The following is a 14,493-nucleotide window of genomic DNA, read 5'->3' on the forward strand; positions in this document are numbered from 1 at the left end:
GTAAAGGCTATTAATTACAAATTGGTTAATTTTGGTGTAAATTATTCACTAGTATTTGTATAAAATGCTTGATTATGCATATAAGGTATACATTAAGTATTATTATTTCGATAATTATCTCGCACCTTTCTCCATTCGTTTATAGCCAGGACAACTTATTTCAAAAACTAGAGCAACGAGTCTATATACTTAATAACCAATTGAAATATAATGAATCACAAGCTTTACTACTACCTGTTTTACAGAGCAAGACGTTCAATGCCAGTGAAAAATATCAGGCGGCTATTCTACTTTCCTATACCTACAAGCGTGTATTTGACTACCAGTCTACGCTGAAATTTCTGGAAATGGCGCGAAAATTCGCGCAAGAAACTACCCCAAAAGATCAGTATCTAGCGTCAATTGAAGCCGAAGAAGCTTTTGTGTATTTCGATACGCATGATTACGATAAGGCTGACCAGCTCACAGCACTGCTAGAAAAGTCTGGATTTAAGCACATTAGTCTGGAAAATAAATCAAAGTTGATCATGCAGCGCGGCTACCTACTTTTTCTTGACAAGAAATATGTGGAAGCTGAAGCGATTTACGATCAAGCCATTCAGCAGATGAAGCTATCGACACCCTGCCATTTGCCTATGGCCCTTGTCAAAAAAATGCAGCTCTATAATGCGATGAATCGGCTCGATTTGTTGCAGGATGCCTTGAAACAATCGACCTTCTACGCAGATTCCTGTCATATCATTAAATACCATCTTTATACATACGAAGAGCTGCTGCACATTTACGAAAGCCGAAACGATTTTATCCATCTGGCTGAGACCCAAAAAAAAGTAGATAGTCTGAATACCATCTACGCCAAAGAGGTCAATATTTCTTCGCTACATAATCAGAAAGAGAATATTCTGTTAGGCGAAAAAGATGAACAACTAAAGCAGGAACACACAAGTCGGGGATTTCTTATAATAACCCTGGTGTGTATACTCGCAATCGCTCTTGTTTTATTCATCTGGCTAATCCTGTACAAACGGAAGGTCGAGGTGGAGTTTCTGCGTATGAAAGCTGAGTTGGAATACTATCTGGCTACCAATAAAGAGGCTACGCCCACTAAAACGCCAGCGGAAAAGAAAGAGTTAAGCAATCTATCGGAACGGCAACTGGAAGTACTGAACTGTATGGCATCAGGTATGTCGAACAAACAAATAGCCAACAAACTCTTCATTTCCGAAAACACAGTAAAATACCACATTAAAAATATCTACCAGCTTCTGGAAATCAATGACCGGAAAGATTTTCTGGTTAACATACGGAAATAGACCGTATTACCTAAAAATTGCCTATTAATTCGGTCTGTTTATTGGTTTTTGCTTAACAACTACCCATTCGGGTAGTTGTTATTTAGACTAGACAGTATAGATTTGAGGAACTGCATACAAGTAATTCCTTTGTCTGTCGGCCTACATCACATTTGTGACCTTCTACTGACGAGTTGCTCAGGTGATGTATAACTTATCCTTAAACACTAGCTCTACCTTCTCCTGGCCAATGAACTCGGATAATCATTTTGGCTCACCAAATCCCGCCCTGAATTACCTTGAATTCACTAACTTGCTCGCGCAGTATAAACGGGCTGTTTATGAAAAGTGGCTTCCTATTCAACTTGTGGAGTTCCCCAGGGAAATTCATTTATCTAATTTAGGAATACCAGTCAATGAAGGTGCTGACCCTATAGGCGTAGAGTAGTTGGCCATCCATACGAATAGACTACCGGTTTCCATTAAACAGACTCCGTTGACGCCAAGCCGGATGCCCGTTCCCGTTAAAGCCTCATTAGTTACTTTTCAGGCACAACAGGCATTTTTTGGTAGTGATCGTTACCACTAGGAGAAAACATAAATTTTTCTTCTAAAGAGCGTGTACTTTTATAGGTAGAGTCTCTACGAGAGAAATTTTTATTTTATATCTTCTATCGTTAACGCTCACGCTACCTACATGGAACGGTATCTATCTTTCTTGTTGATATTCATTGCATGGACGGCAGCGGCACAAATCCGAAATCCTGCCAACAAAGCCATTTATCTGGAAGATATTTCCTGGACGAAGGCCCGTGAACTCTTAACTCCTAACGCGGTCGTCGTTATTCCCCTGGGAGCGGGCTCTAAAGAACATGGTCCCCATTTGCCGTTAGCTACCGACTATCAACAAGCCGAAGGTTACGCTAAAGAAATAGCGCTACAACGAAATGTTCTCATTGCACCCATTGTCAGTTATGGGTTTTATCCGGCTTTTCTGAAATATCCCGGCTCTACGAGTATCAATTTTGAAACAGCAACCGCTACCGTTGTTCAAATTGTACGAAGTTTAGCGTCCTACGGCCCCCGGCGGTTTTATATTGTTAATATAGGCGTCAGTACTACGCCAACCTTACTGATGGCAGCAAAAACGCTGGCTGATGAAGGTATCCTACTTTATTATAGCCGCTACGATCGGCAAGGCTTTGTGCAGGCTGAACAGCCGTTTCGCACCCGAGCGTATAGTGGACATGCCGATGAACTTGAATCGTCAAATTTGCTTAATCTGCGTCCCGACCTGGTAGATATGAGTAAGGCTGTGAATGACTCATCTATGAAAGGTAAATCGGGGGGCATAACCCCTGTAATGGTAGCGGGAGGGAACCTTAACACAAGTGGTATTAATGGTTATGCGGCCCTAGCTACAAAAGAAAAAGGCCGTAAAGGAATGGCCGCTTTTGCCAAAGAGCTTATTCGGGAGATTGACAGCGTGAGTACGTGCACTTTGCCGAAGGCTATCGACCGGACTGCTCTCTATGAGTCTTATATAGGCACTTATGTAGATAAAGCGGGAACTGAACTGGTAATTAGCCAAAAAGGCAATCGCTTGTTCTTCTTATGGAACAAGATAGACACAAGCAATTTCTTTCATTTATACCAGGATGCTCCTGATTATTTCTCTTCCATGAATCTGAATGTATTGTTTGTTCGGAATGATCTGGGGCAGGTAACAAAAGCATGGTGTCAGTTTCGAGGGGCGTCTTTTTGGGTAACGAAGTCAAACTAACAGCCTGCTAAACGCCTTGTAAATTCATGCGCAGAAAAGATTTTTTAAAAATAGGCGGTATGCTGGCCGCTACGGCTTCTCAGGCAAGTTTGTACGGTTCTCCGATTAGTAAGGCCAGCAAAGCTAATGCGCCTATCGACTTTATTCACGATGGCTTGTTGCTCTCACCTAAGGAGTATGCGAGCCTGTTGATGAAACTGGCCGATGAAGGGAAAATCAAGCCCGATTATTATTCCAATGGTGGCGTTGTAGAGGAGTTAGAAGCCAAATTTGCCAGCTTATTAGGGAAAGAATCAGCTGTTTTTATGCCAACCGGTACACTCGCCAATCATATTGCGATTCGCCAGTTAGCGGGCCAAAACCGCAGGGTGATTGTTCAGGAACAGAGTCATTTATATAACGATACCGGCGATTGTGCACAGACATTAAGTGGCCTTACCCTTATCCCCTTGGGGACTAATACGGTGGAATTTAGTCTGGATGACGTTGATAGTATCGTCAAGAAGACACAGGGGGGACGTGTGGCAACCCGAATTGGTGCTCTGTCGATCGAGTCGCCGGTACGACGTCAAAAAGACCAGCTATTCAGTTTTGATAACGTTCGTCAGTTAACCGAATATGCAAAGAGTAAGGATATAAAAACGCATCTGGACGGAGCGCGATTGTTTGTTCAGCCCGTTCATACCAACGTATCGGTCATTCAGTACGGTGCGCCTTTTGATACAATCTATACATCGCTCTGGAAGTGTTTCAATGCGGCATCGGGGGCAGTGCTGGCTGGCTCAAAACGCTTTACAGAAAACTTATTTCATGAACGCCGGATGTTTGGTAGCGGATTGCCCAATGCCTGGGCATTTGCTGCCGTAGCCCTGTATTACGCAGACAGCTTTGCTGATGAGTATAAGCAAGCCTGGACAAAGGCACAACAGTTATTTACCCTGCTTCGAAAAGACGAACGATTCAGTATCGCGCAGTTTGAGCATGGTTCTCACATCGTTGAGTTGACCTTAAAAAACGCCAACCCAACCCGTTTTAAAGAAGCGCTGGCTAAAACGAATCTTGAACTGCCAGTTCCTATCAAGAATAGCTTTCTTTTAAAAGTCAATCCCTCGCTCAATCGGGAAACTCCTCAAAATCTTGCCAGCCGATTTTTGGCAGCCTTGATTTAAACGTGGGGGCCGATACTAATGCATAACCCCCTGGTAGCTCTGCCATAAACCGGGATGACGGTTGGGCATTACAGTCAGGGGGTGTGCTAATTCGTTAGGTAATCTAAGGCCCATATTCAGCCGTTAGGACTATTCTTTTTAGTTACTGATTGTAAACGAGTAGCTTCCCGAACCTAAGGGAATACTGACCTGACCATTCGCCTGACTGACGCCTTTCAATTGGGCAACGGGCTTTCCATTTTCGCTGATTTGGCTAAGGCTCCTGGCGGGTAGATAGAGAGTCGCCGTGGTGTTGGCCGGAAGCGTTGTTTTATAGGTCCAGTTCGTTCCATTCCATTTCCATTCACTGCTGATCCGTCCATAAATTGAATCGTAATACCCTTTGGCAAACGTCATTTTATGGGTTGGGTCTGGCGTTGGTTTCAGGACGATCTCACTAAAGCCAGCCTTATTTGGATCTCGCTGAATACCTAAGGAATGGTTATACATCCAGGAGGCTACGGCACCAAACGAATAGTGGTTGAAGGAATTCATACTGTTGTTACCCCCAAATCCATTCTCAACGGTGTACGAATTCAGACGTTCCCAAATAGATGTTGCTCCATTTACTACTGAGTAAAGCCACGATGGATAATCCTGCTGCTGCAACAGCTTATATGCAGTAGCTGAACTGCTATTTTCTGACAGGGCATCGGTTATGGAAGCCGTACCGATAAAACCGGTCATCAATGAATAAGCGGGACGCTCAATTCCGCCATCATCTTTGTTTTTTCGCTCGATTGTCTCGTTCAAATACCGGGCAGCAAACGGTTTATTTTCGTCATTGAACAAACCCAATGCCAGCGGAATAGCATAGGAAGCCTGGGTATCAATTAATTGACCCTTATCCGACTTTTGGGCGTTCTGCTGCTGATTAGGCGGACCCATAAAGCCCGTTTTTACGCCCGATTTAATCGTTTTGTGGGTGGTTTTGTCCACATAAATCTCGTTCCATGCAGTTTTTATTTCGTTTTGTCGTTTCACGAATTGAGCCGCATCATCAGGTTTACCCAGGATGGTTGCCACCTTACCCAGAATTTCCAGATCGTAGGCATAATAAGCCATCCAGAACAACGTATTGTCATTTTTATTGCCTTCAGGACTTAGCCAGTCGCCTAGCGGGCCTTCATTCAGAATACCCGTTTCTTTCTCCACTTTTGTTTCTAAAAACTGGATATAGCGCTTCATGGCGTCGTAATGCTCTTTCAATAGCGCGACATCACCATATTGACGGTACGTTTCCCAGGCCACTACAATCCCGGCACTTCCCCAAAGTGTACCCCCAAACCCACCACCCATCGGAGCAACATCCGTAAATCGCCCATTTTCAGCTTGCACATCCCGCATAGCCAGCAGATGTCTACGCAGAAACAAATCGGCGTTGGTTAGGTAGGTTGCACTTTTGGAGAATACAGAAATATCCCCGCTCCAGCCCATGCGTTCGTTACGGGCGGGGGTATCGGTGGGAATGGACAGGAAGTTACTACGAAGCGACCAGGTAATGTTCTGCCACAGTTTATTGACTAACGCATTTGACGTTTCGTACTGTGATGATAAGGCCGTAATCGAGCTAATTACCAACCCTTTTACATCGGTTATTGGAATGGCTTTTTCAATGCCGGTTAGCTCCAGATACCGGTAGCCGTGAAAAGTGAAGTGAGGCTGTATGGTTTCGTCACCCCCTTTCAGAACATACATATCCTGGGTGAGGGCCGCCCGAATGTTTTCCATCATGACCATGCCCGTGTTGTCTTTGTATTCCGCCAGATTGGGGTACTTCACTTCGGCATAACGCATTGTAATGACTTGTCCCTTTTTGCCGTTTTTGATCATAATCTGCGGAAATCCCACCATGTTTTGTCCCATGTCATAGACAAACACGTGGGGCCGAACTTCCTCCACCTTAAGGGCGGGCATGGTCTTGACCAGACTCGCGTTATTACCCATTTGCCCAACGAGTTTAAAGTCGGTATACGCTAACGTCGATTTCCGTCCCAGGAAGTCGGTAAAGGTTCCATTATAGGCAGTTCCTTCCAAAGGCACGTCAACCACGGGTTTCCAACTCGCGTCGTTATAGGTGGGTGATGTCCAGTTTTTGACCAATGCCTCTTTGGTGGCATCATACACTTCGCCCTGAAAAAACGAACCATATCGAATAGGCCCATCGGTAAATAGCTTCCATTCTCCTGGATTGGACGTAACGATTTGCTCCGTTCCGTCCGTGTAGGTAATGACCATCTTACTCAGCAACGATTGGCGGTCACCGAAGTAATTCCAGCTTTCGCCACTATACGTGATATTGCCGCTCCACCAGCCTTCGCTCAGCCAGGCTCCCAGTGCATTCTTTTGCCCGGCTTTCACCGCACTGGTGATATCATAGGTTTGGTACATATGGTGCTTGTTGTACTGAGTCAAACCTGGGTTGAAGTAATCATTACTTACCCGGTTTCCATTCAGGTATAGTTCATAAATACCCCGTGCTGTTACATACAAGCGAGCTTTGGCGATGGGTTTAGCCTGTGTGGCGAAGGTGTTCCGAAGCATGGGAGCCGCATTTCGACTCGGGTTCGCAAGGACCAATGCGCCACCTTTAACTGTATACTGGCCATTCCCGACGGTTAAGTTGCCTGATTTAAAGACACCTGTATAAGGCTGATTGTGCAGATTCTCGGAAAATAACGCATTGGATGGATACCGGAAATTTCTGATTTCTACCTGCGAAAAGTGAGCCGTTTGATTGGCGGGAACCTTAAACCCAATATCGGCTACCATCGGAAAGCTAATGAAGTTATTTCCACTGCCAACCGGATTAAGGTTGACCCCCCGAGGCCCGAAGCGGGATGGTGGTCCTTCGGTTTTTTCCTTGAGCTTATTGGTATCTTCCTTTCCGTCTACGAATAGCTCAACCAAGCCGAAATTACATTCGGCCGTTACCGTATGCTTCTCGTATTTAGTTGCATTGTTGATGAGCGTCTGAGGAATGTCGAGACTTTTGAATGGCACATCTGCTTTATCTGTTTTCGTGTAGCCAACCCGATACATATTGAGTTTGGCTAAGCCCGTTGGTGAATCATTGACCGCTGAAATATCTAGTTCAAATGCGATATAGCTCTGGTTTTGGCCATTTTCTACCCCCAGGATATTCAAATCTTTGGTCATAAGCCTCCGGTCATTGCCCCCAAAAACAAAAGCAGCTTTGGTCGAGCTGGTTGCTTTATCCAGTTGAATACCAAATTGGAACTTGAATACCGACAGGTAATGCGAATAGAAAACCAAATCGTTATCGCCCCCACCAATCCACTTGGCTCCCGACCAAGCAGACATACCAGGATTCATCAACCCAGTTTCAAACCAGGACGTATTGGTGGCCGTCTGTCCAGTATTATCCCAGACCGTTACTTTCCAACTGTAACGAGTGGTGGGTTGAAGCGAACTACCGGCATATTCTATACCATGTGAAATGCGTGAGTTTACTTTTTTTGAATCCCAGACGATCTGATTTTTGACATCGGTTACAACGATTTGCCAGGCTTTCTGGGAGTAGCCCCGTTTAGCATCCAGCGCCTTCATTTGCCACGAAAAATGGGGATTGGTCTGATCAATCCCTAAAGGCATTGGCTGATAATCAACGGCCAGATTATCAATGGAAATGGCGGCAAAGGCATTGCCAAAGCATATGAGGAAGAGCAGAAACGGTAGGGTAAAGGCTTTCATGGTTATCTTGTTTCCCAGTAAAGGAAGTTGCCTACTTTCTTAAGACGATTTATATAGGCAGAGATTCCTAAATTCTATTTTATCATTTTGATACAATGATAAAAAAGGAACATGATTTATCAAATCTTTTATTGTACCATTTTTGCAGAACAAACGGCGTGAAGCGTTTTAGTCGTAAATAGAGAGTTTCGCTGTAAAATTTGCGTAGCATGCTTCGTCAGAACGACCCTAGAGAAATAAGTCCTCAAGGAGAAGGGTTACTAAAAGGGATTGCCGTTGATCCGGTAATTTTTGGCTTTCATGAGGATCAGTTAAAAGTGCTGATTATTGAGCATACGAATACGGGGTTATATGCCTTACCTGGAGGCTATATTCAGGAAACGGAAGATTTAGATGAGGCTGCTAAACGCATATTGACTATGCGGACGGGCTTGAGCAATGTCTACCTGGAACAATTTCACATCTTCGGCAAGTATGATCGCAATGATCCTGAGGTGGTAAAAAAAATCCTGATTGGCCAGGGATTCACGCCAACCGAAGGTCATTGGAGCCTGAAGCGGTTTATTTCGGTTGGGTATTATGCCCTTGTTGATTATACCAAAACCAGGCTCACCACTGATCCAACAACAGGCAGTTGTGAGTGGTATGAATTTGATAAGATTCCGCCGTTAATTCTTGATCATCGGGCCATCATCGACAAAGCATTAGCTACCCTTCGGAATAATCTTGACCAGATGCTGATTGGGTTTAATCTGTTGCCTGCTCTTTTTACCATGTCGGAATTGCATACGTTGTACGAAACCATTCTGGGCAAAAAATTAGTCGGCCCTAACTTCCAGCGTAAGATGCTAAGTCTGGGAATTCTGGAACGGGTTGACAAGAAGAAAACCGGTAAAGCGCATAAATCTCCCTACTTGTATCGCTTCAAATCAGAAGGCTCATTATAAAGAGTTGGCTAACCCCAATACGTCGTTAGCGTGGGTTTGGGGAGGTTAGGCAGATAGCTCTTCGTAATCAATTTCCATAAAATCAGCCACGCCAGTTAGCCAGTTCTGCTGCACAAACTCGGTATGATCTGGATGATTTGTATACGCATCATAAAGTGCCTGAGTTGCAAATTTCATGGATAGGCCAAAATCAAAATTGTTTTTAGGGCTGATTTGCTTTAGGCAGGCGAAGTTTAATACGCCTGGAATGGCGGCTAGTTTTCGGGCCTCCGCAAAGAAATTCTGCTCGTCAACAGAACCGTTTGGATAGTTTAACGAAAAAAAGACGGTATGAGTAATCATAGATGAACGGTCTTTAAGAGGTAGCTTTTAGGTGTTTAGTTGAATCCGTCGTAATAGGCTAGTGCACTAACCAACTCATGAACGGTAATTTTCTTTTTGGAAAAGTTATTGGGCAGACGCGTCGGTGGAACGGCCAAAACGTTCAGAACTGATTTCCGGGATAACTGAACAGGCCGAAGAGGTGTATTATCCTGTTGCTGGATATAAAAGCTCTTTTTTCGCAAGTACGTACCATCAAATGATTGCTCCAATGTATAGGGTTCGTTGCTCACTGGCCGAAACGTGCATTTGTACTGGGCTAACAGACGGGTTTTTCCTGCATATAACACCCGATAATAAATGCGTTTAGCTTTGTTGTTAAGCCGACTAACAAACTGCATATCATTGATGGTGAAAGCCTCCGGCGAAATCACATGTGGAACTGAATCACCTGGAAACTGGCAGAGGACCTGATTGGTCAACAAATTATACGCAATACCGCAGGGTATGAAGCTTTGAGAACCCACTACCTTGAAGCTGCCAATCTGCCAAATGGGATAGGTCAGGTATTCGCTACCCAGATAAACCGTTTGGGAAAGCCCCTGTTTTCGATCCGTTCGATTAATCAGTAAACCGCTGGGGTCTGTATATGATTGACATATCGTAATGACCCGCTTCTGGTCGTCCTGCGAAACGACACATTGCCCATAACTAACGACTTGTAGTAAAGACAGCAATACGATAAGCAGACGTGAACGGGTCATCGTAGAAATAAAAAAGCAGTGAAGAAACGTCTCGGGCTAACTTCTTTGGTGGAAGTAAGCGAGGAATTTATGAGAGCATAGGGTTTATACGAATCGCTGCTTTACACCCAGTAAAAAAGGTATAAAGCAGCCGCTTCGTAATGGTTGTTTTTTGAAGCTTAACTCAGTGCGTTCCGACAAAAGGCCACACATTTCTTCACTTCAGCTACCGCATTTGAACCCTCCGGTACCTTATACTCCAACTCGACCGTAGCGGGGAAGTTATATTTCTGGTCACGCATTAGCTTCAACACCGCGAGTAAGGGGGTATCGCCCTGGCCCCACGGTAAGTTTCCCTTGCCGTGATCAGCGGTTTGACGGTCTTTGATATGCATACTAGATATACGATCATGCTTTTGCTTGAGAAACACCAGCGGGTCGGGGTTTCCGGCTGCTACGTAATGGCCTAAGTCGAAGTTAATGGCATTCCCCGGCGATTGGGCAAGGGCCGTATCCCAGAACGTAGGTGTTTGCTGTTCATGCCCATGATAGCCTATCCGTAGGCCCTGTTTGTGCGCCATCGTCCCTAATTTAAGGGTTTGGGCATCATTGCTCGGATGCTCTACTGTGACCTGATTGGCACCCAGCAGTTTAGCTGCCTTCAAGCCGTATTCAATCTCGGCGTCCGAATTTTGCATGCCAAACGTATCAGGCTTAAATCCGTAAATTTTTACCCCGGCCTGATTATACATTTTGCGCACTTGTTCAAATTTATCCATAGGTGCCGAGAGCCGCCATTTGGCTACACTCTCCCGGTACGCTTTCATTTGCGCATCCGCATCGGCTAGTTGTTTCTTTTCGTCTTCGGTGAGTTCCTGCTTCTCCCGTCGTTTCCGCATCAACGGAAAAATAGCCTGCATGTTAACCGAATTTTTTGGCGCACCGGCGAATGATTCGGCAGGGCCACCCATCAATTCAATGGCACTTATTCCAGAATCCAGTACGTACTGTAGAGTGGCTTCGGCACTTTGGTCGGGCATATCCCGAAATGAATAGGTGATGACGCCAATCTGTACGCCGTCGATCAACGAATTCGGTTTATCGCCAAGGCTACGGATAAGGGCTGGCGCGCCAAACAGTTTTTGGCTACCAACAACTGCGGTTGACAGAAGGGCTGCCGTAGTGCCTAAAAACTGACGGCGTGTAGGTTGATTTTTCATGGTTTAATGCTGTATAATGGATTGGATTTCAGGAATATAAAAGCGTTTATTGTTGCGAAAATACTTTTAGCTGAGCCATTGACCACGGAATGTCATCCGGCTCATTTGCTAAGCTCTCGCGCAATTGCATCCTTAGAAATTTAGCTTTAACCCCATTCAACGAAATGGTATTATCGCCCTCAACACCCTTTACTTCGGGTAGTGCTTCCCGCCAGGTTTTACCATCAGAAGAAACCTCAATAGCGAACGCTCTGGGGTAGTTCTGGATAAATGGTATTGTCATGGTTGCCATCGGTTGTCCCGGTTTTGGCCGCCAGCCTTTCTTTATCGTTTGCGATGCGGTGAAACGCAATTCGGCTACGTTGATCTCTTTGGGAAATTCAAGTTGATACCACATACCTTTTTCCTGTCGGCCACCCGTCGACCAGCCCTCGTAGGTAAAGGCACTTGCGGGCGAGACATTGCCGCCAATCCGGGTAGATGCCGTATGGCTAGCCGTTGTGGTCAACGATTGTGGTTGTAGTTCATAAGGTGTTGATTTCAGGAGTTGAGCATACTGATAGGCTCCTTTTTGATCCGCCGTTTTTTTACGAACCGTTGCTACCTGTTGCGGTGAAATCAATGACGCATCATTTGACAGCCCATTCCGAATGTACGAAAGTACGTCGGCTACCCACTCATCGGATTGCTCTTTCATACTGGCCATCATGCCACCAGAGTAGGTTTTACCGTCAATGGCGCCTTCCAGACCATGCAAAACAACGCGAATTGCGTATTCTGGATGCGACTGTATGTGTTGCGAGCCCGCTAAGGCCGGAGCCAGCAATCGTCCGTTTCCTGCCGGTGTGCCCATCCCGTTATTTCCATGGCATTGCGAACATAATTCGTTGTAAATCAACGCGCCACGCTCCACTTGTGCTTTCTGATTGGCACTTAGTTCTGATGCCCCGAATGGACCCATATTCCGTTGCTTTGGCGGGGTCAGAATTTGCTCACCAACCAGTTTGACACCCGCAGCTTTATTGATGGTAATAGCCGACTTGATACCATCTTCTAATCCGGGTAGTTTCAAAAACTTGGCGGAAAGCATAGCCTGAATCTGAACGTCGGTGTCGGTATCGGCTAATGCTCGTTTATAATCAGCTTCCAGCGGAGTGCCGCCTGCTTTGTAAAGACTTTCTCCTGCACGAAGCGCCTGTATACGTAGGCGGGGGTTGGTATCGTTCAATAGTTTTTGCACCACACTCGTTTTTAGTGCGCCAAGCCCTTCCAGTGTCCACAACGCGTGCGTTCTGGCTAGTGTATTTTTATCTGTAAGTGCCATTGTGGTCAACTGGGGCACTACAGACAAATCTTTCCGCTGCACCAGAACCTGTTGGGCCAAATCGCGCCACCAGCCATTAGGGTGTGTTAGATGCTTCACTAAATCGGCCGACTTTTCCGTATACATGTTGGGGCGAGTTTTATCCCGTTCTTTACCCTCGTAGGTAATGCGCCAGATTCGGCCCAGACCCACGACTTTATCTAATTGATACTGCTCTATTTTAGTCCGCAGATAAGTACCCTTTTGGGTCCATTGGCCTTCCTGAATAATGCCATGATACATATCCGTAATGTACAGCGTACCGTCAGGAGCAGTGGTCATATCAATGGGACGAAACAGTGGATCGGTCGAACGCAGGAACTCGGATTGTTGATCCTGGTAAACGTTGTGCAGTGTAGTCAGGCCCTCGGTTACTACTGGCTTGACCTGGCGAACAATTCGGGCTACGGGTTCACCATAAAAATACTCTCCTTTTAAGTCGGCAGGAAGTCGGTCACCACGATACACATCATTCCCGGCGGCCCCTGTTACGTGATTCAGTGAGCCATCAGGTTGGCGAACCTCATCCATGCCACCCTGCATGTCGGCCAGTTTTACGGCAGCACCCCAGGGTACGTCAAAGCCTTTGGCAAATTCGTTGGGTACTTCGAAATTACCGTAGTGGATGGGGAACTGGAAATAAGAAGGCAGGCCACTTGCTCCACCCTGAAACCATAATTTACCGTCATCATCGTGGGTAATGCCCCATTGAGCCCTGTTAAAGCCTGTTTTCTCACGAATGACCCCGTTGGGTGTTTCTCGTACCCGGAACGCGTTAACCGTGCTGTATAGCCAGTTGTCCATTCCCCAGTACATAAAAGCCTGCTGATGCTCCACATTGCCCGAACGCCCATATTTATTGGTAAACAGTTCTTTCTTATCGGCCTTACCATCGCCATTGGTATCGGTGTATTTGTAGACATTGTCGGCATCCGATTCCATTGTCAGGATGCAGTCTTTGCCATAAGGCAGCACAAAGCGGGGAAAAATCAGGTTATCGACAAAGGCTGTTCCCGTTTCGTAGACGCCATCGTTGTTTTTGTCTTCCCACCGGGAAATCCGGCTTGTTGGCTTCAACTCGTCTTTTGAGTCGGCCGTGAGCATATACGTTCGAAGTTCCAGCACGTACATCCGTCCATTGCCATCGAAGGAAATAGCAGCTGGTTGCTGTATGGCGGGTTCGGTCAGAACAGGTTCAATTTTGTAGCCCGGTGGTAATAGAAAAAGCTTAGCCTCCTCCGCTGGTGACAAGGGCTGAACAGGTGCTTTAGCCTCTAAATCAACGCCTTTCCAATCCGGGTCTTCGGGGTTAGCGCCTTCTGGTAATTTGGGTTTAGGAAGAGTATCAGCAACAAAAACGTTCTGCTGCAGTCTAATTTGCCGGATTGGGTCAGAACCAATAAATGACGATAAGGCAAGCGCGATCAGGGCGATTACCAGACTACTAATAGAGATAGATTTTAACATAGTATCGAACCCCTGTTTCAACATAAAATCTAGCCTAATTTCCGTAAACTAGCTAATCAAAGCAATACTTTTTCGTGCGAATGTACAACTTCAATAGACTATCGAAGGCTAAACATCGACAGATATACCGTTTTAGTCGATAAATCAGTGTTCTTGGGTGCAATGAGGAGATAAGAGTTGACATAGCTAACGGCAACTGTTGATCAACGCAGTCTCTGCACAGGTTGGGAATGAGCAGGAGAATAGTCTAGAAAGAACGAACGTGGAGCCAATTATTGACCAAATTGATGGGTCCATTGATCACCCTATGAGGATTGATATAGGGAGGTTTGTGAAGGCCAGGAAAGCCTTTGGCGATACTTACCCGCGGCTGAGATGGCCAGCCGCCTGTTGAGCGTGAAGTGGTATCGGCTCCTATAGGAACCATAAAGCGGC

The 14,493-nt window shown here is 45.7% G+C and carries 9 protein-coding genes; 4 read left to right on the top strand and 5 right to left on the bottom strand.

What is annotated here, in order from left to right; all coding sequences use genetic code 11:
* Positions 1-200: 200 nt before the first annotated feature.
* From EXU85_RS01155 to EXU85_RS01165, 3 genes are all read left to right on the top strand, one after another.
* Positions 201-1,313: a LuxR C-terminal-related transcriptional regulator gene (locus tag EXU85_RS01155; protein WP_246859390.1), complete on the top strand. Its 1,113-nt coding sequence runs from the start codon at positions 201-203 to the stop codon at positions 1,311-1,313.
* Between the two features lie 676 nt (positions 1,314-1,989).
* The gene (locus EXU85_RS01160) at positions 1,990-3,075 is read left to right on the top strand and encodes a creatininase family protein (protein WP_142770323.1); all 1,086 of its coding nucleotides are present in this window, start codon (positions 1,990-1,992) and stop codon (positions 3,073-3,075) included.
* Positions 3,076-3,101: 26 nt separating this feature from the next.
* On the top strand, positions 3,102-4,244 hold the full coding sequence (locus EXU85_RS01165) for a low specificity L-threonine aldolase (protein ID WP_142770324.1): 1,143 nt from the start codon (positions 3,102-3,104) through the stop codon (positions 4,242-4,244).
* 138 nt (positions 4,245-4,382) lie between these two features.
* On the opposite strand, the gene EXU85_RS01170 is transcribed toward EXU85_RS01165, so the two are convergent.
* Complete coding sequence (locus EXU85_RS01170; protein ID WP_142770325.1) at positions 4,383-7,997, bottom strand: alpha-L-rhamnosidase; 3,615 nt, start codon at positions 7,995-7,997, stop codon at positions 4,383-4,385.
* 209 nt (positions 7,998-8,206) lie between these two features.
* Here EXU85_RS01170 and EXU85_RS01175 point away from each other — a divergent pair, with 209 nt between their 5' ends.
* Complete coding sequence (locus EXU85_RS01175) at positions 8,207-8,944, top strand: NUDIX domain-containing protein (protein ID WP_142770326.1); 738 nt, start codon at positions 8,207-8,209, stop codon at positions 8,942-8,944.
* A gap of 45 nt (positions 8,945-8,989) precedes the next feature.
* Here the strand turns inward: EXU85_RS01175 and EXU85_RS01180 are convergent, their stop codons facing one another.
* From EXU85_RS01180 to EXU85_RS01195, 4 genes are all read right to left on the bottom strand, one after another.
* The gene (locus EXU85_RS01180) at positions 8,990-9,286 is read right to left on the bottom strand and encodes a Dabb family protein (protein WP_142770327.1); all 297 of its coding nucleotides are present in this window, start codon (positions 9,284-9,286) and stop codon (positions 8,990-8,992) included.
* Positions 9,287-9,321: 35 nt separating this feature from the next.
* Positions 9,322-10,029 (bottom strand): hypothetical protein, encoded by a 708-nt coding sequence (locus tag EXU85_RS01185; RefSeq protein WP_142770328.1) that lies wholly within the window; start codon positions 10,027-10,029, stop codon positions 9,322-9,324.
* Between the two features lie 158 nt (positions 10,030-10,187).
* A complete protein-coding gene (locus EXU85_RS01190) occupies positions 10,188-11,228 on the bottom strand; it encodes a sugar phosphate isomerase/epimerase (protein ID WP_142770329.1) in 1,041 nt (346 codons plus the stop codon).
* Between the two features lie 46 nt (positions 11,229-11,274).
* Entirely contained in the window at positions 11,275-14,058 is a 2,784-nt protein-coding gene (locus EXU85_RS01195; RefSeq protein ID WP_142770330.1) for a c-type cytochrome, read from the bottom strand.
* Positions 14,059-14,493: the final 435 nt, after the last annotated feature.

It is taken from the genome of Spirosoma sp. KCTC 42546, from assembly GCF_006965485.1.
Classification (GTDB): domain Bacteria; phylum Bacteroidota; class Bacteroidia; order Cytophagales; family Spirosomataceae; genus Spirosoma.

Coding starts and splice junctions, on each gene's coding strand:
- EXU85_RS01160 (WP_142770323.1), top strand. CDS start 1,990: ATGGAACGGTATCTATCTTTCTTGTTGATATTCATTGCATGGACGGCA.
- EXU85_RS01165 (WP_142770324.1), top strand. CDS start 3,102: ATGCGCAGAAAAGATTTTTTAAAAATAGGCGGTATGCTGGCCGCTACG.
- EXU85_RS01170 (WP_142770325.1), bottom strand. CDS start 7,997: ATGAAAGCCTTTACCCTACCGTTTCTGCTCTTCCTCATATGCTTTGGC.
- EXU85_RS01175 (WP_142770326.1), top strand. CDS start 8,207: ATGCTTCGTCAGAACGACCCTAGAGAAATAAGTCCTCAAGGAGAAGGG.
- EXU85_RS01180 (WP_142770327.1), bottom strand. CDS start 9,286: ATGATTACTCATACCGTCTTTTTTTCGTTAAACTATCCAAACGGTTCT.
- EXU85_RS01185 (WP_142770328.1), bottom strand. CDS start 10,029: ATGACCCGTTCACGTCTGCTTATCGTATTGCTGTCTTTACTACAAGTC.
- EXU85_RS01190 (WP_142770329.1), bottom strand. CDS start 11,228: ATGAAAAATCAACCTACACGCCGTCAGTTTTTAGGCACTACGGCAGCC.
- EXU85_RS01195 (WP_142770330.1), bottom strand. CDS start 14,058: ATGTTAAAATCTATCTCTATTAGTAGTCTGGTAATCGCCCTGATCGCG.